We start from the raw sequence: 25,102 nt of genomic DNA, 5'->3' as shown, positions 1-25,102 counted from the left end.
GATTGAGATTATGGTAAAACCTCTCATATGAGTCTTACCCAAAAAAGGCATAGTGATTCTAGAACGTTATGTACAATTTTAGAAATTAAGCCGTTCAGTCTCCTTGACTCGATCAAAGCTCTTGAATCTAGTCCCTTGATAAAGGAGTTCTCCTCGATCCCCTTCTACAATCAGACCGTAATCCTGATCTCTAACCTGCAGTTCCAAACGTCCACCATCCTCAAACTCAAATGTCACATAATAGCTAGTATGTGCGCTCGATTCACCCGATCCACCCCATACCTCAGTCCTTTTCGTCACAGCTTTAGAGCTAGCTTTTATCAAGGGACTTGCGTTGTTGGACATCCAGCTTCTCACTGATTTATAAATTATAAAAACGAAAATACCTAGAATTAACAAAGCAAATAATTTAAAAAATAGGGGCATCTCATGAATGAAATTCCCGAAAAAGCTTTGTTCATCAAAACCGTTAAAATCCTGCCATTCGCTCAAATTTATTCCTCCTGACTGATAGAAGATAATAAAAGTCTTCTTTTCTACGAAATACGTCATTATTCCCGTTCGGTTTCATGTTTTCATCGTTTTCAAATGAATTTTTTTCACAAAACCATTTGGAATCAAATGAAAAGGTATGGTATGCTTTTTATACTACATACGGTTGGGAGGTGTTATTTCGGTGCAATATATAGCGCGTTTGTCACTACATTGGTTTCTTCGTATCGTCCTAATTCTAGGAATGATGTTTTCTTTTCCGCCGGTTTGGTCTGGAGGATTACTCACTACGGAGCAAGAATCAACGACAACCGAAATTGAACGCTACGAGCGAAAGTTTATACCTCCCGTAAGGACGGCACCCCAAATAACTCCTCAAATAGGAGCCATCAAAATAACTGAACAGTGGGGAACTAAATCTATTGCAGTAGCTGCAATACTCCCTGCACTTTCTTTAGTATTCCGTCCTGTGATCTATAAATTTTTGCTTCGACTGCGGCTGTACCTGCTAAAATTCACTTCTCACTTTCTAATATCAATACGCCATGCGAAGTTCATCTCTGCCTTAAATGAATGTTAGCTGAAAGGCATTTAGAACTTCCATTGATAAATATTCGAAGAAAGTGAAATGATTATAAGACACCTAAATGTAGGTAACGAAAATGAATAAAGTTGTTTCCCCTGCTAAAGGAGGAAAAACATTGCAGACTAAGACAACACAACATAAACAACTACGTAAAAATTCAGTATTCCGAGTTCTAACCGTTATTGCAGGAGCACTACTTGCCGCAGTAGGATTAGAGTTATTTCTCATACCACATGGGCTTGTAGTTGGTGGAATCACAGGTTTATCGGCATTATTCGCTCATACCACTGAAATGCGGCTGGGATTGTTTCTTTTCCTATTCAATCTGCCTTTTATATTCATGTCTCGAAAGCAAGTGAATCTTCGCTTTGCTCTGTATACCGTTCTAGGATTGACTTGCTTGACCATCGCTTCTCTTGCTCTACACCGTTTTCCTGCAGTGATTAGTGATCCTTTACCTGCTGCTATGACAGGTGGGATCTGTTTAGGACTTGGTATCGGTATATCTGTCCGATTCGGTGGTGTAAACAAACATGCAAGTGATCAAGGATATTCACTTCTGAGTGGTGGACCGCCAAAGTCAACCGAAGTCGTCATCATGATTCTGAACTGTGCTATTTTGCTTATAGCAGGCACACTATTTGGCTGGGAGCAAGCCATGTACTCCATTATTGCTTACTTATTGGCCTTCGAAGGTGTGAGATTCTCACTCCGAGGCTTGTCCGATTCACGCGCTGCATGGATTACCAGCAATCGTTGTAAGGATGTCCAGGAAGCGCTCGAAAACTCACTACATCGAGAAGTCGGCCTTGCTGAAGGCTCAGGGCAAAACGGAGAGCTTAGCACATTGTTTTGTCTCATCAACAAAATGGAGGAACATCAACTGCGGACCATCGTCCTTGATTGTGATCCCAACAGCCAAATTGTGCTCAAATCAGCTGCCAGTGATCAAAGATTGAGTAACCTGCCATCATAACTGACAATCAAGTGATGACCCCTCTTATTTACCCATTTCTTTCACTAGAACAGAGAATTTCTGCAAAAGTACAGGAATATCCTCAATTATCGCTCGTAAGCTTCTTCTGAGGCAAGAATTCCTGCAGATTTGCATAAATCAAAAATAGAAGCTGTCCCAAGTAGCATTCACTACTTTGGAGACAGCTTCTATTTTTTTGAGCTAGCACACTTTCCTAACGGAACATTCCCCATAAACGGATCAAGTGGAAGGTGTTGTTCGGATCAATTTTCTGAGCGATAATAAATTTCACAATTTGGTCTTCCTGCGTCGAGGTCAATTTCTCGTTCAGTACACCTGACGCATTCCGTACCAGCCTGCGAACAACCGCAGTGTCCTGTAATTCTTGTTTCGAGACGCCGTTAATCATATTTTTAATACGATCTTTGACAGTCGCGTTTTTCATCTTCAGCTTGATGCGTTCCACGAGCTGAGGGCTAATTCCGAATTGTTGATAACCCAAGTGTAGCACCTCCCGTCATATCCAATCTTTCACAGTATATGAGGCTTAGGTGCTGGATGTGCCTACTTAGTCAATTAATTCCCCTTGGAAAATTTGCTCGCCTTGTAAATAATGCCGAAGAGGTGCATATTCAGGAGATGTCCAGAACTTCTCATCCTTGAGCAGCTCTGCCACATCATCACGCGCCTGCTCCAGCACTTCAAAATCAGCGGTCATATCCGCCAAGCGGAACTCCGGTAACCCACTCTGCTTAGTTCCAAAAAAGTCACCTGGACCACGCAGCTCCAAATCTCTCCGTGAAATTTCAAATCCATCGTCTGTGTCGGTCATGGCAGTCATTCGTTCACGCCCGATTTCAGATTTTGGATCAGCCACCAATACACAATAAGAAGCATGCTCCCCTCTACCAACCCGCCCACGCAGCTGGTGTAGCTGAGATAGTCCGAACCTGTCTGCATCCATAATAATCATTAAGGTGGCATTAGGAACGTCTACACCCACCTCTACAACCGTTGTGGACACTAGGAGTTGCAATTCATTGTTATAGAATGCTCGCATCACTTCATCTTTTTCAGCAGGAGACATTTTCCCGTGCAAAAGCCCAACTTTATAGTTAGGAAAAGCTTGGCTCATCTGAATATGTAAATCTATAGCATTCTGCACATCCAATTTCTCCGATTCTTCAATGAGCGGACAAATCAGATAAGCCTGACGTCCCAGCTCTATTTCACGCTTAATGAGATTCAGGACACGATCCATGAGATCATGCTTGACCCAATAACTGGTTATAGGTACTCGACCTTTCGGTCTTTCCGACAGCGTGGATACATCCATGTCTCCAAAAACAGAGATCGCGAGTGTTCGTGGAATAGGCGTTGCAGTCATTGTAAGTACATCCGGATTGTATCCTTTACGCCGCAATACACCTCGTTGGTTGACACCAAACCGATGCTGCTCGTCCGTAACAACAAGACCCAGATCACGGAAAAATACATCCTCCTGAATCAACGCATGCGTCCCTACCACAATATCGAGCATCCCCATTTGTAGTGAAGCTAACAATTCTTTACGTTTCCGTCCAGTTACACTCCCTGTTAACAGACCAACCGTAATTCCAAACGGCTCAAACATCTTCGTAAGTGAACGCATATGCTGCTCTGCTAAAATCTCAGTGGGCACCATAAGCGCACCCTGAAAACCAGATCGCACGGTAGCAAAAAGCGCGACGGCAGCTAGTACAGTTTTGCCGGAACCGACATCACCTTGAAGCAGCCGATTCATACAATAGGACGATCGCAGATCATGTAAGATCTCCAGCTCCACTCGTTTCTGAGCATCTGTAAGCTCAAAAGGCAAGCTGCGAACAAACTGACGAACGGTTGCGTTATCCACAGTATGAACTACACCATCCATCCTACCGCGATTGAGCACCCGGAATGCCTGCATCTTCAGTTGGAACAGAAACAACTCCTCATACACCATCCTGCGGCGTCCCTGCTGCCCTTCACGCGTATCCTCTGGCCTATGAATGGTAGCAATCGCCCGTTTGCGGGGCATAAAATCATATTGGCGCATAATAGAATTTGGCAATATCTCGGGAATTAGATCTCCATACTGTTGAAGCGCCTGATTAATACTTTTCCTGATCCACGACTGCGTGATCTTTCCACCGACGGAATAGACTGGCTGTAGTGTCCCTGTCTTCCCTTCCCCACGATCGGGAAATTCAAAATCCGTCACTGTAATTTGATTTCGCTTCTGATCCCATTTACCTGTGAGTACAATTTCTCTTCCCACAGTAAGCTGCTCACGCACATAATGACGATTAAACCATGTAGCTGTGAACATCCATGGCTCCGCAACCATTTTGCAACTAAGTCGTGATTTACCTCCAAAACGCTGCAGCACAGGGATACCGATCACTTTAGCCTCTGTAGTCACTTTATCCCCATGTTTGGTTTCACTCAACGAGCGCGGGCGATAATCCTCATAACGAAACGGATAATATTCTAACAAATCCTTTACTGTAAAGACGCCAAAGGCGTGAAGCTCGCTTTGCTTTTGAGCACTCACGCCAGTTATGTTTTTTACTTCAATTTGATTTAATGACAGTGTCATATTGATCCCTCATTTTGCAGGCCAAATGAATACAGCTAATGTACCGTTTCCGACATGACTGCCCACGACAGGGCCGACGTTCGTCAGCACTTTCTCTTCCAGTGTAAAATGTCCTGACAGCTCTTTCAGGAACTCTTCACCAGAAGACGGTTCAGCCGTATGACCCACGGCCACATTGATTTTGTCTACACCTTGAATATCCTTCTTAAATAATTCAATCATACGGGCAATAGCCTTCTTACGGCCTCTAACTTTCTCGACCGCATATATTATTCCTTCTGCATCAATAGAAAGGATCGGCTTAATATTAAGAAGCGTTCCCAGAATGGCCGAGGCCTTTCCGATTCTCCCGCCTTTTTGTAAATATTCAAGTGTATCTACCAAGAAGTAAAGCTTACGAGATTGGCGCAGACTTTCTACAGCTTCAAGAATCGCTTCGGGACTCTTATCTTCAGCAGCCAACCTGGCGGCTTCCACCACCATAAATCCAAAACCGTAAGAAGCGGAGAGAGAATCTACTACAGTGATCCCTTCTCCCTCTTCCTCCAACATCGATTTAGCCAATAGTGCTGATTGATACGTACCGCTTAGTCCAGAAGAAATATGAAACGAAAGGATAGGACTTCCCGGGGAACGTTCCAGAATATCTCGATACACATTCATGTATTCAACCGGTGAAGGTTGAGAAGTAGTCGGCAACTGTGACGAGCGGGGAAGTCGCTCATAGAACTGCTCCGGCGTCATATCCAGATTGTCCCGGAAAGCCTCTTCGCCGAACATCAAGGTCAAAGGGACGACCTCAATGCCATACGTTTCCGCCATTGCTGGCGGGATATCAGATGTGCTGTCGGTGACGATAATGGTACGATTCATGGATTATCTCCCCCATACTATAATTTTGCCAACTACGTAATTAGCAAGTTGCTTCTGAACTGTTATAGAACCCTCAGCATCTATCTATGGCTCTACGGAGAAAAGATAATAATAAAGGGGTTGGCCACCCTCATGAATCTCTACTTCCACATTCGGGTAAGTCTCTTCCAGCCAATCTCTTAAGGAATCTGTGACCTCAGAATCAGTTTCTGCTCCAATAAGGATCGTAACGATTTCATCGCCATTCTCAAGCATGTTGGACAGCAGGGCCTGACTTGCAGCTAACAGATCATCTGCGGCAGCGACAATTTTGGAATTTGAAATTCCGATAAATTGCCCGGATTTAATCTCCAGATCATCAAAGCTTGTATCACGGACAGCATTTGTTACTTGTCCTGACTTGACCTGTGAGATTGCTTCTAGCATGTTCCCAGAATTAATTTCCACGGAATCCTCTTCTTGGAACGCAAAGGCTGCAGCGATTCCTTGAGGAATGCTTTTACTTGGAATAACCGTAATCTCACGTTCGCCCTCCAAGAGATCTTTAGCTTGCTGAGCGGCAAGAACAATATTGGAGTTATTCGGCAGAATGTATACATGCTTCGCAGATATAGAAGAAATCGCGTTCACGAAATCCTCTGTACTAGGGTTCATAGTCTGACCTCCAGCTAGGACAACATCCACACCGAGACTTTTGAATATATCTGCAATCCCAGCCCCTGATGATACTGCGATGAATCCGTAAGGTGCCAAATCATCTGCTGGTGGTTCGGCTGGAGCTGATTGTACCCGGCTCTGTTCATCCGGCATATCAGCGAAAACATCTGGCATAGGTGCAATATCCATCCCTGCTGTTAGCAAGTCACGGTGTTGCTCACGCATATTGAGAATATGAATCTGCGTAATTTCCCCATAGAGGAGTGCCAGATTCAAAACTTCACCTGGAGCCTTGGAATGCACATGTACTTTAATGGTTTCATCATCCGAAATTACAATAATGGAATCTCCATTTACTGACAACGCTTTCCTAAAGGCTTCCTCATCAAAATCCGTTCTCACGTTACCGCCTAACTGGCGATTAATGAAGAACTCCATATCATATAGAAATTCTATGTCTTCTGTAGAAAGCTGTGATTGTGCAGAAGACTGTACAGAAGACAGTTCGCTTTCAGGTTTCTTTAACACTGGTACTGGTGTTGGCACGACTGGTGCCTGAGGTTGTCCTTTTACAGTTTCAGACACACCGGAGCTTCCGCTCGTCAGATGCTGGTGAAACCCTTCATAAATATAGACCAACCCTTGACCTCCAGAATCTACGACACCGACTTGCTTCAAGACAGGCAATTGTTCCGGTGTATAGGCTAAGGCTTCCTTTGCTTTGGCCAATACCTCTGTCATGAGCTCTGTAACATCTGTAGTTCGGCGAGCATAGTAGACAGCATGTCTCGCAGCCTCTTTAGCCACTGTAAGAATAGTTCCTTCTACAGGCTTCACAACTGCTTTATAGGCTGCGTCCACTCCGCTTTGCAGTGCAGCAGCAAATTGCTGTGTGTTTAGCTCATCATGCTGAGCTGCAGATCTGCTAAATCCTCTGAACAATTGAGATAAAATAACACCGGAGTTCCCCCGTGCGCCCATTAACAAGCCCTTAGAGAGTACACCTGCACATTGACCGACAGACATTGTATTATTTTTCTTCAATTCATTCGCACCTGCGGTCATCGTCAAATTCATGTTAGTTCCGGTATCTCCGTCTGGAACCGGAAAAACATTTAGGGAATTGACGTGTTCTGCATGCTGTTGCAGCTTATCCGCTCCAGCCAATACCATAGCGGTAAAATCTGTTCCGTTTATAGAACGCTTACTCAATTGAGAATTCCCCTTCCTAACTTCATGCCTAATCATTCTATGATTAACAGGACATAATGCACTAATTTACATTGTACTATAAGTATTAAAAGAAATAAATGTTTTTGAATCGGTTGACGTAGCAAAATTTGCTGTGATATTATAGATAAGTATTGTTTTATGCAGGTGTTAGGAATAAGGAGGTGTAATCTATGTCCCGCAAATGTGCAGTAACAGGCAAGAAACCGAGCAGCGGTAACAACGTGTCTCACGCCAATAACCGCAACCGTCGTACTTGGGGAGTTAACGTTCAGAAGGTCCGTATCCTCGTGAACGGTAAACCAAAACGCGTGTACGTCAGCACCCGTGCTTTGAAAGCCGGTAAAGTTGAACGCGTTTAGTCTTTTGCAATTTTAAAGACCGAGCGATCACTCATATGAAGCAAAAAGCACCCTTTACATTTGTAAGGTGCTTTTTTTCATGTTTTCTTTTCTGTTCCAAGCCCAAGATCAACTCTTCTGAAATGTGTTCAAAATCGCTTTAACAAAACCTCCCAAAAACCTTGGCAGCTTAAACGTGTAAAATTTCATGGTTTACCCTCCCATCAATTCATGCCGTACGCAGGAGACTTTCTTCTTGTTCTAACGGTAACGTACTGCAGTCCTCCCTGCCAAAACAAAAAAGGCTACATGAGATTTCTGCTCATGTAACCATATTTATGCGTCAAGGACTTGGCCTATACCTTTAGTCGTAATAGCCTATTTTTTTAACGAAGTGCCGCTTCCGCTGCTTCTCGAATTTCAAGGATCGCTGCAGCACGGTCACTCCGGCCAAAAACTGCATTTCCTGCAACCAAAACATCTGCCCCTGCACTAACAACCAATGGCGCTGTGGCTTCCGAAACACCACCATCGACTTCAATAAGTAAATCGGGATTAACTTCATTCGCCCATTCTCTAATTTGAGTAATTTTACGCAAAGTGTTAGGAATGAATGCTTGACCTCCAAAGCCAGGATTAACAGTCATCACGAGAACCATATCCACATCCTCAAGCACCTCACGCACCGCTGATGCCGGAGTGCCCGGATTAATAGCTACTCCTGCCTTAAGACCCAATTCCTTGATCTGATGCACCACACGGTGTAAATGAACGCAAGCCTCAGCGTGAACAGTAATCACACTAGCACCTGCAGCAGCAAAATCAGAAATATAACGTTCTGGAGACTCAATCATTAAGTGAACGTCTAGTGGAAGTTTGGTATGTAACCAGACTGCTTTTACGATTGGTGGACCAAGCGTTATATTCGGCACAAAATGCCCGTCCATTACATCCACATGGATCCAATCTCCACCACTGACCTCAGCTTCTGCAACTTCTGAACCTAAACTCGCGAAATCGGCAGACAATATAGATGGTGCTATTCGTATCATAACTTAGTACCTCCGCTTTTTATCTTTCATTTCATTAAAAAATAATTTGTAATGTTCATACCGGCTATCAGCAATAGTTCCGGCCTTCCATGCCTCGATAACTCGGCAGCCTGGTTCATGCTGATGACTACAACCACGGAATTTACAATCCCCAGCATAGTTTGCAAATTCACGGAAACAAGTAGAGAGCTCTTCAACCCCAAGCTCAAGAAAATCAAGCTGACTAAAACCAGGGGTATCCGCTACAAATCCGCCCCCGCCAATATCCATCAATTCTACATGGCGAGTAGTATGACGACCACGGCCCAGACGTAAGCTGATCTCACCTGTCTCCAGTTTAAGTCCTGGCACAATACGATTCAATAAGGTCGACTTTCCTACCCCAGATTGTCCGGCAAATACACTGATGCCACCCGTAAGCCGCTCTCTTAGTTCATCACTGCCAGCTCCTGTAATTGAGCTTGTAACCATCACTTCATAACCAATATCTTCATAGAGCTCTTTAACATACTTAGTGGCTTCACCGTTATCATTAGCCAAATCCTGTTTGGTCAGAACTATTAAGGGTTCCAGTCCCGAGTGTTCAATATGAACCAGGAACTTGTCCAATAGATTCAGGTTCATATCAGGTTCCCGCACAGAAAATAGTAGAACGGCAAGGCTTACATTCGCTACAGGTGGACGAATTAACTCAGATTCTCTAGGGAGAAGCTCATCCACCATCCCTTCACCATGCTCAGTCAGCATATACATCACACGGTCTCCTACAAGAGGAGCGATCCCCTTTTTCTTAAGTATGCCTCGGCCTCTGCATTGAACTGAATCTTCCTCTGTTGCAATTAATCCTTCACGAAGCGGTTTTACGTAATAATATCCGCTTAACGCCTTTACTATTATTCCTTCAGGCATACATAGTGAGCCTTCCTCTCCTGATTTTGCGAAAATGACCCAAGTTTGAAAATCCCCCGGGTCACTTCGCTGCCACAACTATTCATGTACTTCTACCCTGATTAGTTATCGCTTTTATCTTTAGATTTGTCTTTGTTTTTATTATTATGCTTGTCATCATTTTTATTACTGTTCTTGTTGTTACCACTATTGCTCGATTCATTATTCACCGAATTGTTAGTAAGGAATCCCGTCTGATTGACTGATCCAGTATTAGTAGACCCATCGTTGTCTGAACTTGGAGGCAGAATCTCAGGTTCAATGGTCGGTTCAGCAGTAGGTGTAGGATCTGTCGGTGTCTGAGTCGGCTGCGGAGTCGGAACCGTCGGTGGTTCAGGTTCTTGCACCGTTCCATTCTTCGCATCAATATATGGGATCACATAAGTGTCTAACAGCACACCATCTCGGGTAACAATAACAGAGCCATCTTTATTCGGAGCAAGCACTAGATTAACGGACAGCACTTGGCTCTTTCCAATGGTACGCGTTCCCCAATCTTGTTTCTCACCATTATTGCGCGCATCAACGAACTCAATTCGAATCTTGCTCTTCTTTCCATCCTGTGCAGGAGCTACTGGTACATTAAAGGTATAATTCAGGGCTTCAGGTGGATAACCTGTACTTAAGTAAATCGTAATCGCTGTTCCAGGTGGAACAGAGGTACCTTTCTCAAAAGCCCAAGTTTTCGTTACCTTACCTTCATCAACTGTGAAGCTGGATTCTTCCTTTACATCTCCTAGCACCAGCTTGTATTGTTCCAAAAGCGCCTTAGCTTCACTCTCCGTCTTACCGATGAGGTCTGGCATCGTGACACTTTCTTCCCCTTTGCTAACGTAGAGGGTGACTGAAACCGTCTCAGGATCAAACTCGCTTTCAAAGGCCGGATCTGATTTTATAACCTTACCCACCGCCGTATTTTCATCGAAGAGAGGATCATTCTTAATTTGATTCTGGGGTACACCCTTTGCCATCAGCGCTTTAACTGCTTCATCAAAGCTTAAATTTGTAACATCTGGCATCTTAGTTAATGGTTTTGCCGTATTCACAGTTAGAATTAGGGAGGCTCCCTTTTTCACTTTGGCGTCCTTTTCCCTACTTTGCTTCATAACCACATTCTCTTCGAAATTCGGACTGTAGTCATACAGTATAGGATCAGCAACCTCAAGTCCCAAATCCTCTAGTTCAGTCTTGGCTTGTTCCAGCTGTTTACCGACCACGTATGGCACCGATACCTCCGGAACAACTAATTGGGATTTAACGTACCACACGAGACTGGCCATGGCCAGCAATAACACTAAAGTTAGACCAATCCATATCGCAGGCTTAGTCCATTGTTTTTTACCTTTTTTCACAGGTACCGGATCGTCATCGTCGTCTTCATCAGTATCCATCCGGTCGTGGCGATGATTACGATTGCCATTACTTCTTTGGATCGGTTTAATCGCTGGTATTACCCGCGTTCGATCCTCGTCTTCCTCATCGTTAAAAAGAACTTTTGCTTCACTACGCCGCTCAGGCAGCAAGCAGGTTTCTAAATCCTGCAGCATTTGCTTTGCAGACTGATAGCGCTCTTCCGGATTTTTACGCATCGATCTTAGAATTACATTCTCAACGCTTTGCGGAATAAGTGGGTTCAAGAGCCTTGGTTCTTCAAACTCTTCTTGCAGATGTTTTAGAGCTACGCTAATCGGACTCTCCCCTAAGAATGGAAGACTTCCGGTAAGCATTTGATAGAGTACAATCCCTAATGAATACAGGTCGGATTTCTCTCCTGTTGAGACACCTTTAGCATGCTCTGGTGAGAAATAATGAACGGAACCTACTACAGAGCCTGTCTGAGTAATGGTAGTAGATGTTACCGCACGAGCAATACCGAAATCCGTCACCTTCACCCGGCCATTGCGCCCGATCAATATATTATGTGGTTTAATATCCCGATGAATAATTTGATTCTGATGAGCGTGATCAAGTGCATCACAGATTTGTGAAGCGATCCTTACGGACTCGTCAACCTGTAATGGCGCTCGTTCTTTTATAATTTCATTAAGATTCTTGCCTTCAATATATTCCATAACAATATAATGAATTTCGTCTTCTTGCCCTACATCGTAAATACTAACCACATTCGGATGAGACAAAGATGCAGCTGATTGCGCCTCACGCCTAAAACGGCGGATAAATTCCTCGTCATGAACAAATTGATTACGCAATACTTTTATGGCGACGTTTCGGTTTAAAAGAATGTCATGTGCTCTATAGACGAGCGCCATTCCACCTCCGCCGATCCGTTCGATGACTTGGTAACGGCCGCCCAGTTCGTGACCGATCATCAATCCCACTCCTTTGTTTCGGGCACAGCGGCCTCTCCATGATGTTCTAACAAAGCGACGCTAATATTATCGCCGCCGCCAGCAAGCAGTGCCAACTGAAGTAAGCGGTCCGCTCTTTCCTCTAACGGTATCTCATGTATTCCCGCTACCTTGCCCAAATGCTCATTGTTAACAAAATTACTTAAACCATCACTGCACAGAAGCAAAAGTTCCCCAGGTAGCAGGGTAACAGGGGCTAAATCAACCAGCACCTCAGCATCTGTTCCAAGTGCTCTCGTCAGCACATTCCGTCTAGGATGATTATCTAATTCCTCCACACTGATCTGACCGTTCTTGAACAGCTCATTGACTAGCGTGTGATCTTCGGTTAATTGAACTGCTGCACTGTCCTTTATTAAATAGGCTCTGCTGTCTCCGATATGGCCAATATATCCGTTTGAACCATTCATCAGGGCAGCAACGACTGTAGTACCCATATTGTGGTACTTATCGTCGCTGGAAGCCTCCTTGAAGACAGTGCTGTTAGCTTCCAAAATAGCAGCTGATAACGCATCACGCAGTGCTTCGTCCTGAAGCTCAGGCAGGAGCCCGTCCAGGGTATTCCTCATCGTCTCCAAAGCAAGCCTGCTCGCGGTTTCACCAGCCTGATGTCCACCCATCCCATCGGCAATTATGCCGAGTGTATAACCGTGGCGCGTCGCGCCGATCCAGACCGAATCCTCATTGACAGAGCGCACTCGGCCAATATCGCTGGCATGAACTGTTCTGATCAAATATCCTCACCCCAACTCCATATGTTTGGCACGCAGCTGTCCGCATGCGGCCGCGATATCATGGCCTTGCTCACGGCGAATGGTAACATTCACGCCGTTGTCAGCCAAAATACGTTGAAACTCAAAGATATCATTGCGTGAAGTACGTACATATTTCCGCTCTGGCACGTGGTTTACTGGAATTAAATTGACGTGGCACAGCATGTTCTTAAGCACGCCTGCTAATTCCTCAGCATGCTCCGGCTGATCATTCACCCCGCCGATGAGTGCATACTCAAAGCTGACCCGTCGACCCGTCTTAGCTTGATAATAACGTAAAGATTCAATCACATCATCAAACGGAAAGCGGCGGTTAACTGGCATTAGCTTCGAACGCAGTTTGTCGTTAGGTGCATGAATCGAAATCGCTAAATTTATTTGTGTATCTTCTTCTGCAAATTTATAAATGCTCGGCACAATCCCGCTAGTGGAAACAGTAATATGCCGTTGTCCGATATTTAGACCTTTCTCATGAATCATAAGACGTAAGAATCTCATAGTTGCATCATAGTTCTCAAACGGCTCACCAGTACCCATGATGACAATACTGCTGACACGTTCACCCCGCTCATCCAAGATCTGTTGAGAGCGTACAACCTGAGCTACAATTTCACCTGCGGTCAAATCACGTTTTAATCCACCAAGCGTGGAGGCGCAGAAAGTACAGCCGATTCGGCAGCCTACTTGAGTAGTTACACAAACGCTATTTCCATAATTATGTTTCATGATAACTGTCTCGATCGCATGATCATCATGCAATCCAAACAGAAATTTTACTGTTCCATCTTTGGATTCCATTTTAGTAATCTCAGTAAGTGCTGCAATGGAGAATTGCTCGTTCAGCTTCTGACGAAGTCCTTTAGACAAATTGCTCATGGATTCGAAGTCACTTACACGTTTTACATACAACCAATCAAAAATCTGTCCACCACGAAAAGCAGGCTCACCGTTATCTTTCGCCCACTGCTGTAACTCTTCTAAAGAAAAATCATATATTAAAGGTTTCATTATTATTAGCACCTGTTCTTTCATAAGGATATGCGTATTATTTCTCATTCTTCCTATTTTAACACAAATTTCAGAGACGGTAAAAGAAATAGCCCGCCGTACGTTAGCCCGGCGGGCGGAAGATACAACAATTGTCAGTAGATCTGCTATATTACAAGACTCTTTGAAGCTTGGAGATATAGAACCCGTCACTGCCATAATGGTGCGGTAATATCTGAATTCCCTCACCTTCAGCCAGCGCAGTACCTTCCAATCTGTCCCACAACGGGGAAGCAAATGTTATAGAAGTAAACTCAGGATTTTGTTTCAAAAAGGAAGCTACTACTTCACTATTTTCCGCTTGTTCAGTCGTACAGGTACTATAAACCAGAACACCACCTGGTTTCAACAGTTTAGAGACTGATTGCAGTAATTGACCCTGCAGTGACGCTACACTGACAACATCCTCAGGCTGCTTACGCCATTTGAGATCTGGCTTACGGCGGATGACGCCAAGCCCAGAGCAAGGCGCATCCAATAGAATTCTGTCGAAGGAATAATGCTCAAGTGTATGCTCCAGCTCCAGTGCATCTGCACTGCCTGTTACTACGCTTTCGAGACCTAACCGTGCAGCTTGATCCGAGATAAGCTTAGCTTTATGCGGATGCAAATCGTTAGCGAGAACAGATCCTTCATCTTTCATCAGCTCGCCTATATGGGCCGTTTTGCCCCCTGGCGCGGCGCAGCAATCAAGCACTCTCATTCCAGGCTCAGGTGCAACAGCTTCAGCTACAAGCATGGAGCTCTCATCCTGAATAGATAAATATCCATCCCGATACCAGGATGAAAGAGCAAGATTCCCGCCGCCTTTTACAACAATACCATAAGGACTTACATCAGAAGCAGAAGCTTGCAGACCTTGTTCAATCATCTGACTCAACAGCGCTTCACGGCTGATCATCGTAGTATTTACGCGTACACTGACAGCGGGTGGCTCATTGTTAGCAGCGCAAATAGCTTCCGCAGCGTCAACACCATACTCGGTAATCCAGCGCTTCACTAACCATATAGGATGGGAATACTGAATAGATATCCGCTTCGCAGGACTCAATCCATCAGGTATTACCGGCAGATCTCCAGCGCGCAGCACACTACGAAGCACGCCATTAACCATACCCGAAATTCCTTGATGGCCCTTTTTCTTAGCTATATTAACAGCCTCGTTTACAGCTGCATGAGAGGGTATGCGATCCAGGTACATAATTTGATATAAACTTAGACGCAGTAAGTTACGCACCCAGGGCTGCAATTTAGCGGTCCCTTTGCTAACAAATTCCTCGAGCACATAATCAAGTGTATTCATCCGAGAGATGGTACCATAGACAAGCTCTGTAACTAATCCAGCATCTTCCCTGCTGAGTGCAGACTTCTGCAGACTGCTGTTCAGCAATAAGTTACTGTAAGCCCCTTGCTGTTCGACCTTAACCAGGATATCGAGTGCGATATCGCGGGCAGAAGCTGTAACAGCTTTACCTTTATTTCCCGTGCCGTCCTTATTACCACCCGCGCTCAACCTAGCACCGTCCCTGGTTTCATGACACCGCCACGGCTAAAGTCCGCAGCGCTCATCGCTTTTTTACCAGCAGGTTGAACCGTAGTTAGCAGCAGACTTCCGTCTCCAGTCTTAACCTCGACACCCTGCTCAGAGACCGAAAGTACCGTTCCTGGCACAGTATCCGTTGATTTCTGCTCAGCAGGAATTTTTGAAGCCCATACTTTGAAGGTCTCTCCATTCCAAAGCGTAAACGCACCGGAAAAAGGTACTAATCCACGAATTCGATTATAGTTATCACGTGAGCCAGCGTTCCAATCCAAACGCTCATCCTCACGATTCAGGTTAGGAGCAAAGGTCGCTTGACTGTCGTCTTGCGGAGTCGCGTGAACAAGGCCGTTTACTAATCGCGGCATTTCAGACTTCAAGAGATCACGTCCAGCAAGACTAAGCTTCTCGAACATCGTGCCGGAAGTATCCTCATCCTCGATAGCCACCTCGACGCGCGAGATCATATCTCCAGTGTCAAGTCCTTCAGCCATATACATCAAGGTAACACCGGTAACTTTCTCACCGTTAATGATGCTGCGTTGAATCGGTGCGCCACCCCGGTATTTAGGAAGCAGTGAACCATGAACATTCACACAACCATTACGCGGCAAATCCAATACAGCTTTTGGCAAAATCTGACCATATGCAGCGGTCACAATTAGATCAGGCTCATATGCAGCTAGCTCTGCGACAGCCTCAGGCTTGCGCATCCGTTCAGGCTGGAGCACAGGTAAACCGAGAGATAATGCGGCTTCCTTAACTGGTGAAGGAGCCAATATCTTTTTACGTCCTTGCGGTCGATCTGGTTGGGTGACGACGGCTACAACTTCATAGCCTTCATCCATCAGCATTTGCAAGCTTGGCACCGCAAAGGCTGGGGTTCCCATGAATACAATCTTCATATTCTCACTCCTCAGTCTCGCTCAGTTCAGCTGTCATCTCATATACTTTTTCTGCGATATCCGTAAACAATACTCCGTTCAGATGGTCAATCTCATGTTGAAAAGCCCGAGCAAGTAAACCACTGCCGGTAATGGTAATTTCTTTTCCCTCACGGTTAAGACCACGTACGGTAACTGTCTCTGCACGGCGTACATCACCATTCAATCCAGGAATACTAAGACATCCTTCAGGTCCAAGCTGTTCGCCTTCTGTACCGATGATTTCCGGATTAATCATTTTGATCAGCCCGTGCTCTTCATCTGCATCCACCACAATTAGGCGCTTCAAAATACCAACTTGCGGAGCCGCCAGCCCTACACCTTCAGCGTCATACATCGTATCAGCCATATCATCTAACAATTTCTTCACATTAGGTGTAACTACAGTTACTTCTTTTGCTATTTTGTGCAACACTTCATCCGGTTCCTTAACGATCATACGAATCGCCATTACAAACACCTTCCCGTTCTGTACATCTCTATATTTAGAGTTTATTGATCTAGCTCTTTTTTTACATTGTAACATGATAACGATTTACATCAACATTTGCGGATCAACATCAATGCTGATCTGGAGCCCTGTATCCCGTACAGAATCCTCCAACTCCTCAGCCACTTGCCGAACAAGCCCTATCACATCGATGGCGCCGCGCCATTTTATCATACATTGGAATCTATATCTACCCTTTAAGCGAGGGATTGGAGAAGCTACAGGACCTAACAGATCTAGTACATCCGTAGTTAGCTTATCTAGACTCCCATACCATCTTAGATTTCTAGCCTTCCCCTGCAGATTCATAGCGTAATTCTCTGCCATCCGGAGGAGTAGCGGTAACTGCTCATGAGATAATGTAACGAGTATTAGTCTGCAATAAGGCGGATAATGTAGCCCTCTGCGATGCTTCAACTCTTCCCTTACAAAAGAGAGATAGTCATGCCCGCTAGCATGAATAATAGAATAATGCTCCGGTGTATAAGACTGAACAACTACCTCACCCGGAAGCTGATGCCGACCCGCTCTTCCCGCAACTTGTGTAAGCAATTGGAATGTCTTCTCCGCTGCTCGAAAATCGGGCAAGTTCAACGCGGAGTCTGCTGTAATTACACCTACTAGAGTTACGTCAGGAAAATCCAACCCCTTCGCTACCATCTGAGTACCCAGCAGAACATCCGCTTTTTTGTCTCTGAATTGATTCAGCAGCTTCTCATGCGAACCCTTTTCAGTCGTAGTATCCACATCCATACGAATCACCCGTATTCCCGGGAACAACTTACCAAGCTCTTCTTCCACTCGCTGCGTCCCCGTTCCGAAGAAGCGGATATGCTCACTTCCACACTCTGGACAAAGTTTCGGTGCTGGCTCTGCATGACCACAATAATGACAACGCAAATTGTCACTACGGCTGTGGTACGTCAACGAAATATCACACTCTGGGCAGCCTGCTACATAACCACAACTCCGGCACATGACAAACGTTGAGAAACCTCTACGGTTAAGCAATAACACTGTCTGTTCTCCACGTTCCAGCCTTTCAGCCAATGCAGAATGAAGCTTCCGACTGAACATGGAGCGGTTCCCTTCTTTGAGCTCTTCCCGCATATCCACAACATTTACCTTGGGCAGCTCGTTGCCAAGCGCGCGCGTAGGCATCTCAAGAAGTACTGGTGAAAAATGAATATCACTCTGCGCTCTAGCAGCATGATAGCTTTCTAACGAAGGCGTGGCGGAGCCTAAAATCACGGCTGCCCCACACTGTTCGGCTCTGCGAATCGCAGCGTCACGAGCATGATATTTCGGATTTTCTTCCTGCTTATAGGAGGTCTCATGCTCCTCATCCATAATAATCAAACCTAGATTAGAGAACGGTGCAAACACCGCCGACCGGGCGCCAACGGCAACCGTAGCTTTTCCTTCACGGATTTTCCGCCACTCATCATAACGCTCACCGACAGATAATCGGCTATGCATTACCGCCACACCACTCCCGAACCGCCCTTTAAAACGCTCCACCATCTGTGGTGTTAATGCGATTTCCGGGACGAGAACGACGGCCTGTCTCCCCTGATCCATACAACGTTTGATGCATTGCAAATAGATCTCAGTTTTACCGCTCCCTGTAACGCCATGTAACAGAAATACTTCATGCATCTGTTCTTCTAGCGTTCGTGAAATACGATTGTATACAACCTCTTGCTCTGCTGTAAGTGGCAGAGGCGTAGTAGGCTTAAAATCACGTCCTTGATAAGGGTCGCGATAGACTTCAATTTCACTGATTTCGATAAAGCCTTTTTCCTCTAACCCCTTCACGGTACTTGCCGTGACTTGAAGCGCTGATAAGACTTCCTTAAGCGCCATGGGGAGTGTGGCTTCCCTTTCGATCAGAAAGCTTAGTACTTCCTTCTGTCGCGCCGATTTTTTCGGGAATTTGTTCAACGCTTCACGAGCAGCCGTAATTCCTATTGCAAGATCTACCGCTTTCAGTTTCTTCTTGCCCATCTTATCTTTGATCGATTGGCTCTCTACAAGCACTCCACGCCTTAGCATGAACTTCACCGTCTCCGCAGCCTCTGGAAATGCACGGGTAAGCTGCTTCATGGATACTTCGCCATTACGTCCAATAAATTCAGTAATTAGTCGTTCCTCATTCCCTGTATCGGCAAACATAGGGAATAATTCATCATCCGGAAAGGCTGTCTCTTCCTCCACATCTCCCAGCGAGATCAGTCGTTCTGCCTTCCCCTTTAGAGCGGTAGGCAGCATCGCCTGCAGGGCTGATATTCGTCTGCATGCATATCTTTTACTCATCCAGTCTGCTAGCTCAACTAATTCAGGAGATAAAGGCGGAAGCAAATCCAGCACTTCTTGAATAGGCTTAAGACCCGGATTCACTAGTGTTTCTCCTGACTCCAGTGAAACGACAAAACCTTGCACTGTGCGGTGTCCGAACGGGACCGCTACCCGGCTGCCCACTTCAATCCATAACTTTAGTGATTCAGGAATACTATAATCAAATGGCCGGTCAGTGCTGCGTACAGGCACATCCACAATGACCTTGGCAATATCCATTATAATGAAGCTCCAGTAATTCGCTCTGCCACGAGTGTCAGCAAACGACGAGCAACCTCATCTTTGGACAATTGTGGCAATTCGAGCACCAATCCATCTACATCGTATATCGATACAATATTCGTATCCGATCCGAATCCGGCTCCTGCAGCCGCTACATTGTTCGCAACAATGAGATCGCAGTTTTTACGGACCAGCTTGTCCTTTGCATAAAATTCTGTATTTCCTGTCTCCGCAGCAAAGCCGATCAAGAACTGCTTATCCTTACTCTTACCTAACGTTTCCAAGATATCCGTTGTTTTTATAAGCTCAAGAGTTAGCGTATCTCCATTTTTTTTAATTTTGGAAGTTTCACTATGCTTAGGTCGATAATCTGATACAGCCGCCGCCTTGATCATAATGTCGCAGTTGTCCCACAGCGCAGTAACCGCATCATACATCTCTTGTGCGGATTGAACACGAATAACGGAAAGATCCGGGTCTTGAGGAGGTTCTTCATCTGTTCGAGCAGCAATTAAAGTAACCTCAGCCCCCATAGCACGTGCAGCACGCGCCAAAGCAAAACCCATTTTACCGGAGGAATCATTGGAGATATAGCGTACCGGATCAATCCGTTCTACTGTACCTCCTGCTGTGATGACGATCTTTTTACCCTTAAGCGGTTTAGACTTCACACTTTCTTGCAGCGAAAAAAACTCCTCAACATGACTTACAATCGTCTCCGGCTCTTCTAAACGACCTTTACCCACGTAACCACATGCCAGCAAACCTTCCCCTGGCTCAATAAACTGAATTCCTCGTTTAGCAAGGGTATCCAAATTGCTTAGTACAGCGGGATGCTGATACATATGGACATTCATAGCCGGTGCCACCATTATAGGTGCAGTAGTAGCGAGTAACGTAGTGGATAACATATCATCCGCAATGCCATGCGCCATTTTAGCAATAATATTCGCAGTTGCAGGTGCTACTATTACAAGATCGGCTGAATCAGCCAAATCAATATGTGAGATAGAGGATGGATCCCGTTCCTGGAATGTATCGCTGTATACTCGTTGCTTCGACAGTGACTGTAGAGTTAATTCTGTAATGAACTGCTTTGCCGAAGCTGTCATAATGACATGAACTTCAGCTCCTTTTTGGACAAGCTTACTGGTCAGGGCCGCTGCTTTGTAAGCAGCAATTCCTCCTGTAATCCCAAGTAAAATAGTCTTCCCCTTCAAGCTCTTCAACATGATCTCCCCCCTGTTCCCTACTCTTACAACGAATGATCTATTTCTTTACTACTTATATTTTATATTTTGAGAAAAAAATAACAACCTTCCGGTTGTCAGAAACAGCCCGGTCTTGGGCTATCATCATTCATTAAAGACCCATAAATGCTCCATAACCCAAGAAGAAACGGCATCGCCTAATTACAAATAGGCGGTATCCGTTTCTACAAAGGGTCTTATTTAAATAGGCTTGAGACTACTCTTCACCGCGGGTAAGAGTAATGCGATCTTCGTAAATTTCTTCAAGAGCAACACCGACAAATTTATGCGATTTAGGGTTCTTCATATCTGTCTTGCCACCTTCACGCAATTGTCTAGCACGACGTGCTGCCGCTACAACGAGTGAATACTTACTGTCAACCTTGGTCATCATTTCATCAATGGATGGATATAGCACAGGGACACCTCTTCATAGTTTACTGGTAATACAATTTGGCCTTCAGCATACATTACCTAACTTTACAATGTTCGGCGATAATAATGCTTTCTATTCTCTTACAGGCCAGATCAATCTCATCATTCACAACAGCATAGTCGTAATGCTGCATTAGATTAATCTCATCCTCCGCTACAGTCATGCGGTGATCGATTACATCTGGATGTTCCGTACCCCGTCCGCGTATGCGATCCTTCAACTCATCCATAGAAGGTGGAAGAAGGAACACAAAAATACCTTCAGGGAATTTTTCTTTGACTTTGAGAGCTCCCTGAACCTCAATTTCGAGAATAATATCTTTGCCGCTATTGAGAGTTCTCTCTACAAAATCACGTGGAGTACCGTAAAAATTACCTACGTACTCCGCATATTCAAGCAGTTGGTCAGCTTCTATCATTGCCGCAAACTGCTCTTTACTTTTGAAAAAATAATTCACACCGTCTTCTTCACCCGCACGCGGACTGCGGGTAGTAGCAGAAACTGAGTAGACAAGCCCGGGCATCTTCGGTCGTAGTGCAGTACATACAGTACCTTTACCCACGCCGGAAGGTCCGGATAATATGATGAGCAATCCTTTTGACATAATACACTCCATTTAGTTGTTATTCGTCGTTGTCGTCATCTTTACTGGATAAGCGATGTGCCACAGTCTCCGGCTGTACAGCCGACAGAATGACATGATCACTATCTGTAATGATTACGGCACGAGTCCGTCGGCCATAGGTGGCGTCGATCAGCATATGCCGATCTCGAGCCTCCTGGATAATACGTTTGATTGGTGCAGATTCCGGACTGACGATGGAAATAATGCGGTTGGCGGACACAATATTCCCAAAGCCAATGTTAATAAGTTTGATTGCCATGTTCCGGTAGTTCCCCCCATAAAGTTCTATGCTATTACCTGTTCCCGGTTACTCTATGTTTGCCGCTTGTTCACGAATCTTCTCCAGCTCCGCTTTCATGTCTAGCACAAGACCCACGAGAGTTAGATGATTACATTTCGATCCGATTGTATTCGTCTCCCGGTTCATCTCCTGAATGAGAAAATCCAGCTTGCGACCTACCGGTCCTTTCCCCTTCAGGAGGGTTCTGCATTGTTCGAAATGACTATACAACCGGGTCAATTCTTCATCAATATTACAGCGATCAGCAAAAATAGCGATTTCCATCCCGAATTTATGCTCATCAAAAGCGAACGTCCCATCATTTAACTCATTTAATCGATGACGAAGCTTGTCACGATATTCAATGATTACAACAGGTGCAAGTTCAACCATTTCAGCATGCATGGTCTCGAGATGATTGAGGCGCTGTTCAAGATCTGCGGCTAGAAAACTGCCTTCACGGGCGCGCATCTCCAGCAGAGACTGCAAACTCTGCTCAAGTCCCGTCTCCAACATTTCAGAGTAGTCTTCTAAGGCCGCGGACACGGCACCCGCAGCCTCATCTTTGCTTTCCATAATACCGGGTATAGAAAGTATATCACGTAGAGTCAACTCACCGGACAAACCATACTCGTTCTTAAGCTGATCTGCCGCCTTAAGATAAGACATGACAGCAGAGCGATTCAGAACCGGTCCGGAAGACGACTCATCGTGCTCTCTATTGATGGTAACATCTATCCTTCCCCGTTTGACGTGCTGCTGAACCTTTCTTCTCAGCACATCCTCATAACCCGTCCAATCCCGGGGCATCCGCAGTACAACTTCGCAGTACCGGTGATTCACCGATTTCACTTCGAACATAATCTTGTAGCCGCCGAATTGCAGGGACGATTGACCGTATCCGGTCATGCTAAATGACAACGGAATCACATCCATTACACTATTGTAATTGATTATTACTAGCGAAACAAGGGGGACAATTTACGTCCTGATTTCTCCCATACATACTCCATCAGCTGTGCGCTCATATCATAGAACATGAACGGTGTCATCAAATAGATCCCATTGAAATGGGCTGTAGCAACATCTAGCAGCTCCTTAGCGATGGCAACCCCTTCAGCTCTTCCTGCTTCCCCTTCAAGTCCCTTCATGCGGTTCCGAACTTCATCCGTAAGCTGGATGCCTGGAACCTCATTATGAAGGAACTCTGCATTACGTCCACTAGCCAGTGGCATCACACCAATAAACACGGGGATTTCCAGATGTGCTGTGGCTTCAGCGATCTTCACGATCAGTTCCTGATCATAGACAGGCTGAGTCATAATATAATCTGCACCAGAGGCAATTTTCTTCTCTAGCCGCTGTACTGCCTTATCTAAATGTTTGACATTCGGGTTAAAGGCAGCACCAATTACAAAGTTTGCTTTCTGCTTCAAAGGTTTACCAGAGAAGGAGATGCCATCATTCAACTGCTTAATCATCCGAATAATCTCAAAAGAGGTTAAATCGTAAACCGAGCTTGAGCCAGGAAGATCCCCGAATTTTGCTGGGTCTCCAGTCACCGCCAGTACATGATCAATCCCAAGCGCATCAAAACCCATCAAATGCGATTGCGTACCGATCAAATTTCGGTCCCGACAAGCAATATGTACCAGCGGACGAAGTCCCGTTTTTGCGTACACCAAATGGCCCAAGGCCATATTGCTCATCCGTGTAACAGCTAGAGAGTTATCGGCGAGCGTAAGCGCATCCGCGCCTGCTCTTCTCAACGCTTCTGCACCCTTCATGAACTTAGCAATATCCAAATCACGAGGTGGATCAAGCTCAACGATAACCGTATGACGTTCCTTTACTAGATCAACCAGATTCGGCTCACGACCATTTCTTCCCTCATCTTCGCCAAAATGCTCCTGCAAAGATACACGCTCCACAGTCGGAAGTGTCGGTTCTGGAAGTGGCTGAGGTACATAACCTTTCAATGCAGAGGAAATTTCAGCAATATGCTCCGGAGTAGTACCACAGCAGCCTCCGATAATTCTGCAACCCATGTCTGCAAAAGTCACTGCCATCTGTCCAAAATATTCAGGTGAAGCCCCATACCGGTATTCTCCGTCTACATAGTCCGCAACACCCGCATTCGGATAGACCGAGGTAGGTAAAACCAGATTACCCTGCACAGCTTTTAGCGCTCTCTTAATTCCATTTGGACCCGTATTACAGTTAAATCCGATGACATCCGCTCCGTCAGCTTCTAAAATGCGAAAAGCGTCTGGCAACGTCAGTCCATCTAATGTCCGTGCCGATTCATCCACAGCAAATTGGCAGATGACTGGGAGAGTGCTATGTTTACGTACTGTTCTTAGTGCGAGATGCAATTCCTCGACATCGTAGAAGGTTTCTAGCATAATGCCGTCTACTTCTTCTTCTAACAATGCTGTAATCTGCTGTGTAAAATACTTCTTCAACTCTGTGGATGAGAGATTTGCACGCTTACCGGCGCGAATAGAGCCTACAGCACCTACTACATATCCAGTATCTCCAGCAGCTTTACGAGCGATGCTTACGCCGGCGCGATTAATTTCTTTAACCTTGGACTCCAAACCATATTTGGACAGCCTGTCAAAATTCGCAGAGAACGTGTTACTTTCTAGAAGCACTGCCCCTGCATCGATATAGCTGCGATGGACATCTTCAATAACCCCTGGAGAAGTCAAATTTAATTCTTCGTAGGAAATGCCGACAGGGAAGCCTTTCTGATATAAATAGGTACCCATCGCTCCGTCTCCGACCAATACGTTGTTTCCCCATGCGGAACGTAAATCCGGCTTCACTGCAAGATCCTCCCCTGACACAATAGTTTCATACTAATGTATCATAAATCGGTAGGGATGATAAGCTTTCACTATAAAAGAAAAGAACAACATTTATGCGCATTGCATGGTCACGGATTAAATACTACATACTAATAATAAATCTGTTATTTACGTAAAAAA

Annotated in this window: 24 protein-coding genes; 3 read left to right on the top strand and 21 right to left on the bottom strand. The window is 45.2% G+C overall.

The window, feature by feature from the left end; all coding sequences use genetic code 11:
* Positions 1-78: 78 nt before the first annotated feature.
* Positions 79-492, bottom strand: coding sequence for a DUF2500 domain-containing protein (locus tag CA598_RS05030; RefSeq protein ID WP_256989677.1), 414 nt, complete (start codon positions 490-492; stop codon positions 79-81).
* Positions 493-676: 184 nt separating this feature from the next.
* Here CA598_RS05030 and CA598_RS05025 point away from each other — a divergent pair, with 184 nt between their 5' ends.
* Together CA598_RS05025 and CA598_RS05020 are read left to right on the top strand one after the other, a co-directional pair.
* A complete protein-coding gene (locus CA598_RS05025) occupies positions 677-1,072 on the top strand; it encodes a hypothetical protein (protein WP_094868553.1) in 396 nt (131 codons plus the stop codon).
* Positions 1,073-1,193: 121 nt separating this feature from the next.
* Positions 1,194-2,054, top strand: a complete 861-nt coding sequence (locus tag CA598_RS05020) for a YitT family protein (RefSeq protein WP_179283587.1) — start codon at positions 1,194-1,196, stop codon at positions 2,052-2,054.
* A 214-nt stretch (positions 2,055-2,268) separates the two neighbouring features.
* Here the strand turns inward: CA598_RS05020 and CA598_RS05015 are convergent, their stop codons facing one another.
* The 4 genes from CA598_RS05015 to CA598_RS05000 form a co-directional block, all read right to left on the bottom strand.
* The gene (locus CA598_RS05015; RefSeq protein WP_042187408.1) at positions 2,269-2,556 is read right to left on the bottom strand and encodes a stage VI sporulation protein F; all 288 of its coding nucleotides are present in this window, start codon (positions 2,554-2,556) and stop codon (positions 2,269-2,271) included.
* A 66-nt stretch (positions 2,557-2,622) separates the two neighbouring features.
* A complete protein-coding gene (gene recG, locus CA598_RS05010) occupies positions 2,623-4,674 on the bottom strand; it encodes an ATP-dependent DNA helicase RecG (protein ID WP_094875658.1) in 2,052 nt (683 codons plus the stop codon).
* Positions 4,675-4,683: 9 nt separating this feature from the next.
* Positions 4,684-5,547 carry a DegV family protein gene (locus tag CA598_RS05005; protein WP_094868551.1) on the bottom strand — a complete coding sequence of 288 codons (864 nt, stop codon included), beginning with the start codon at positions 5,545-5,547 and terminating at the stop codon, positions 4,684-4,686.
* 84 nt (positions 5,548-5,631) lie between these two features.
* Positions 5,632-7,416 (bottom strand): DAK2 domain-containing protein, encoded by a 1,785-nt coding sequence (locus tag CA598_RS05000; protein WP_094868550.1) that lies wholly within the window; start codon positions 7,414-7,416, stop codon positions 5,632-5,634.
* Between the two features lie 191 nt (positions 7,417-7,607).
* Here CA598_RS05000 and rpmB point away from each other — a divergent pair, with 191 nt between their 5' ends.
* Positions 7,608-7,796: a 50S ribosomal protein L28 gene (gene rpmB / locus CA598_RS04995; RefSeq protein ID WP_042187400.1), complete on the top strand. Its 189-nt coding sequence runs from the start codon at positions 7,608-7,610 to the stop codon at positions 7,794-7,796.
* Between the two features lie 108 nt (positions 7,797-7,904).
* Here rpmB and spoVM read toward each other — a convergent pair whose 3' ends face one another.
* The 16 genes from spoVM to CA598_RS04915 form a co-directional block, all read right to left on the bottom strand.
* Positions 7,905-7,985: a stage V sporulation protein SpoVM gene (gene spoVM, locus CA598_RS04990; RefSeq protein WP_020431362.1), complete on the bottom strand. Its 81-nt coding sequence runs from the start codon at positions 7,983-7,985 to the stop codon at positions 7,905-7,907.
* A 176-nt stretch (positions 7,986-8,161) separates the two neighbouring features.
* Entirely contained in the window at positions 8,162-8,827 is a 666-nt protein-coding gene (gene rpe, locus CA598_RS04985; RefSeq protein WP_094875656.1) for a ribulose-phosphate 3-epimerase, read from the bottom strand.
* 3 nt (positions 8,828-8,830) lie between these two features.
* Entirely contained in the window at positions 8,831-9,736 is a 906-nt protein-coding gene (gene rsgA, locus CA598_RS04980) for a ribosome small subunit-dependent GTPase A (RefSeq protein WP_094868548.1), read from the bottom strand.
* A 101-nt stretch (positions 9,737-9,837) separates the two neighbouring features.
* Positions 9,838-12,105 carry a Stk1 family PASTA domain-containing Ser/Thr kinase gene (gene pknB / locus CA598_RS04975; RefSeq protein WP_094875655.1) on the bottom strand — a complete coding sequence of 756 codons (2,268 nt, stop codon included), beginning with the start codon at positions 12,103-12,105 and terminating at the stop codon, positions 9,838-9,840.
* Positions 12,105-12,878, bottom strand: a complete 774-nt coding sequence (locus CA598_RS04970; protein ID WP_094868546.1) for a Stp1/IreP family PP2C-type Ser/Thr phosphatase — start codon at positions 12,876-12,878, stop codon at positions 12,105-12,107. The genes pknB and CA598_RS04970 overlap by 1 nt, the downstream gene beginning before the upstream one ends.
* A 6-nt stretch (positions 12,879-12,884) precedes the next feature.
* Positions 12,885-13,925, bottom strand: coding sequence for a dual-specificity RNA methyltransferase RlmN (gene rlmN / locus CA598_RS04965; protein WP_042187390.1), 1,041 nt, complete (start codon positions 13,923-13,925; stop codon positions 12,885-12,887).
* 151 nt (positions 13,926-14,076) lie between these two features.
* A complete protein-coding gene (gene rsmB, locus CA598_RS04960) occupies positions 14,077-15,477 on the bottom strand; it encodes a 16S rRNA (cytosine(967)-C(5))-methyltransferase RsmB (protein WP_094875653.1) in 1,401 nt (466 codons plus the stop codon).
* The gene (gene fmt, locus CA598_RS04955; RefSeq protein WP_094868544.1) at positions 15,474-16,409 is read right to left on the bottom strand and encodes a methionyl-tRNA formyltransferase; all 936 of its coding nucleotides are present in this window, start codon (positions 16,407-16,409) and stop codon (positions 15,474-15,476) included. The genes rsmB and fmt overlap by 4 nt, the downstream gene beginning before the upstream one ends.
* A gap of 4 nt (positions 16,410-16,413) precedes the next feature.
* A complete protein-coding gene (def, locus tag CA598_RS04950; protein WP_094868543.1) occupies positions 16,414-16,899 on the bottom strand; it encodes a peptide deformylase in 486 nt (161 codons plus the stop codon).
* Positions 16,900-16,983: 84 nt separating this feature from the next.
* Positions 16,984-19,515 (bottom strand): primosomal protein N', encoded by a 2,532-nt coding sequence (gene priA / locus CA598_RS04945; protein ID WP_094875652.1) that lies wholly within the window; start codon positions 19,513-19,515, stop codon positions 16,984-16,986.
* Positions 19,515-20,750: a bifunctional phosphopantothenoylcysteine decarboxylase/phosphopantothenate--cysteine ligase CoaBC gene (gene coaBC, locus CA598_RS04940; protein WP_094875650.1), complete on the bottom strand. Its 1,236-nt coding sequence runs from the start codon at positions 20,748-20,750 to the stop codon at positions 19,515-19,517. The genes priA and coaBC overlap by 1 nt, the downstream gene beginning before the upstream one ends.
* A 235-nt stretch (positions 20,751-20,985) precedes the next feature.
* Positions 20,986-21,186: a DNA-directed RNA polymerase subunit omega gene (gene rpoZ, locus CA598_RS04935; protein WP_094875649.1), complete on the bottom strand. Its 201-nt coding sequence runs from the start codon at positions 21,184-21,186 to the stop codon at positions 20,986-20,988.
* 52 nt (positions 21,187-21,238) lie between these two features.
* A complete protein-coding gene (gene gmk / locus CA598_RS04930) occupies positions 21,239-21,808 on the bottom strand; it encodes a guanylate kinase (RefSeq protein WP_094868539.1) in 570 nt (189 codons plus the stop codon).
* 19 nt (positions 21,809-21,827) lie between these two features.
* The gene (remA, locus tag CA598_RS04925) at positions 21,828-22,088 is read right to left on the bottom strand and encodes an extracellular matrix/biofilm regulator RemA (protein ID WP_006209218.1); all 261 of its coding nucleotides are present in this window, start codon (positions 22,086-22,088) and stop codon (positions 21,828-21,830) included.
* 48 nt (positions 22,089-22,136) lie between these two features.
* Complete coding sequence (locus tag CA598_RS04920) at positions 22,137-23,030, bottom strand: YicC/YloC family endoribonuclease (RefSeq protein ID WP_094868538.1); 894 nt, start codon at positions 23,028-23,030, stop codon at positions 22,137-22,139.
* Between the two features lie 38 nt (positions 23,031-23,068).
* Positions 23,069-24,940, bottom strand: coding sequence for a bifunctional homocysteine S-methyltransferase/methylenetetrahydrofolate reductase (locus CA598_RS04915; RefSeq protein ID WP_094875648.1), 1,872 nt, complete (start codon positions 24,938-24,940; stop codon positions 23,069-23,071).
* Between the last annotated feature and the right edge of the window lie 162 nt (positions 24,941-25,102).

The organism is Paenibacillus sp. VTT E-133291, assembly GCF_002264395.1.
Taxonomy (GTDB): Bacteria; Bacillota; Bacilli; order Paenibacillales; family Paenibacillaceae; genus Paenibacillus_AQ; species Paenibacillus_AQ nitricinens.
This window is presented reverse-complemented; position numbering and strand designations above follow the sequence as displayed.

Coding starts and splice junctions, on each gene's coding strand:
- priA (WP_094875652.1), bottom strand. CDS start 19,515: ATGGATATTGCCAAGGTCATTGTGGATGTGCCTGTACGCAGCACTGAC.
- gmk (WP_094868539.1), bottom strand. CDS start 21,808: ATGTCAAAAGGATTGCTCATCATATTATCCGGACCTTCCGGCGTGGGT.
- remA (WP_006209218.1), bottom strand. CDS start 22,088: ATGGCAATCAAACTTATTAACATTGGCTTTGGGAATATTGTGTCCGCC.
- rpmB (WP_042187400.1), top strand. CDS start 7,608: ATGTCCCGCAAATGTGCAGTAACAGGCAAGAAACCGAGCAGCGGTAAC.
- def (WP_094868543.1), bottom strand. CDS start 16,899: ATGGCGATTCGTATGATCGTTAAGGAACCGGATGAAGTGTTGCACAAA.
- fmt (WP_094868544.1), bottom strand. CDS start 16,409: ATGAAGATTGTATTCATGGGAACCCCAGCCTTTGCGGTGCCAAGCTTG.
- rsgA (WP_094868548.1), bottom strand. CDS start 9,736: ATGCCTGAAGGAATAATAGTAAAGGCGTTAAGCGGATATTATTACGTA.
- rlmN (WP_042187390.1), bottom strand. CDS start 13,925: ATGAAACCTTTAATATATGATTTTTCTTTAGAAGAGTTACAGCAGTGG.
- spoVM (WP_020431362.1), bottom strand. CDS start 7,985: ATGAAATTTTACACGTTTAAGCTGCCAAGGTTTTTGGGAGGTTTTGTT.
- CA598_RS05005 (WP_094868551.1), bottom strand. CDS start 5,547: ATGAATCGTACCATTATCGTCACCGACAGCACATCTGATATCCCGCCA.
- rpe (WP_094875656.1), bottom strand. CDS start 8,827: ATGATACGAATAGCACCATCTATATTGTCTGCCGATTTCGCGAGTTTA.
- pknB (WP_094875655.1), bottom strand. CDS start 12,105: ATGATCGGTCACGAACTGGGCGGCCGTTACCAAGTCATCGAACGGATC.
- coaBC (WP_094875650.1), bottom strand. CDS start 20,750: ATGTTGAAGAGCTTGAAGGGGAAGACTATTTTACTTGGGATTACAGGA.
- recG (WP_094875658.1), bottom strand. CDS start 4,674: ATGACACTGTCATTAAATCAAATTGAAGTAAAAAACATAACTGGCGTG.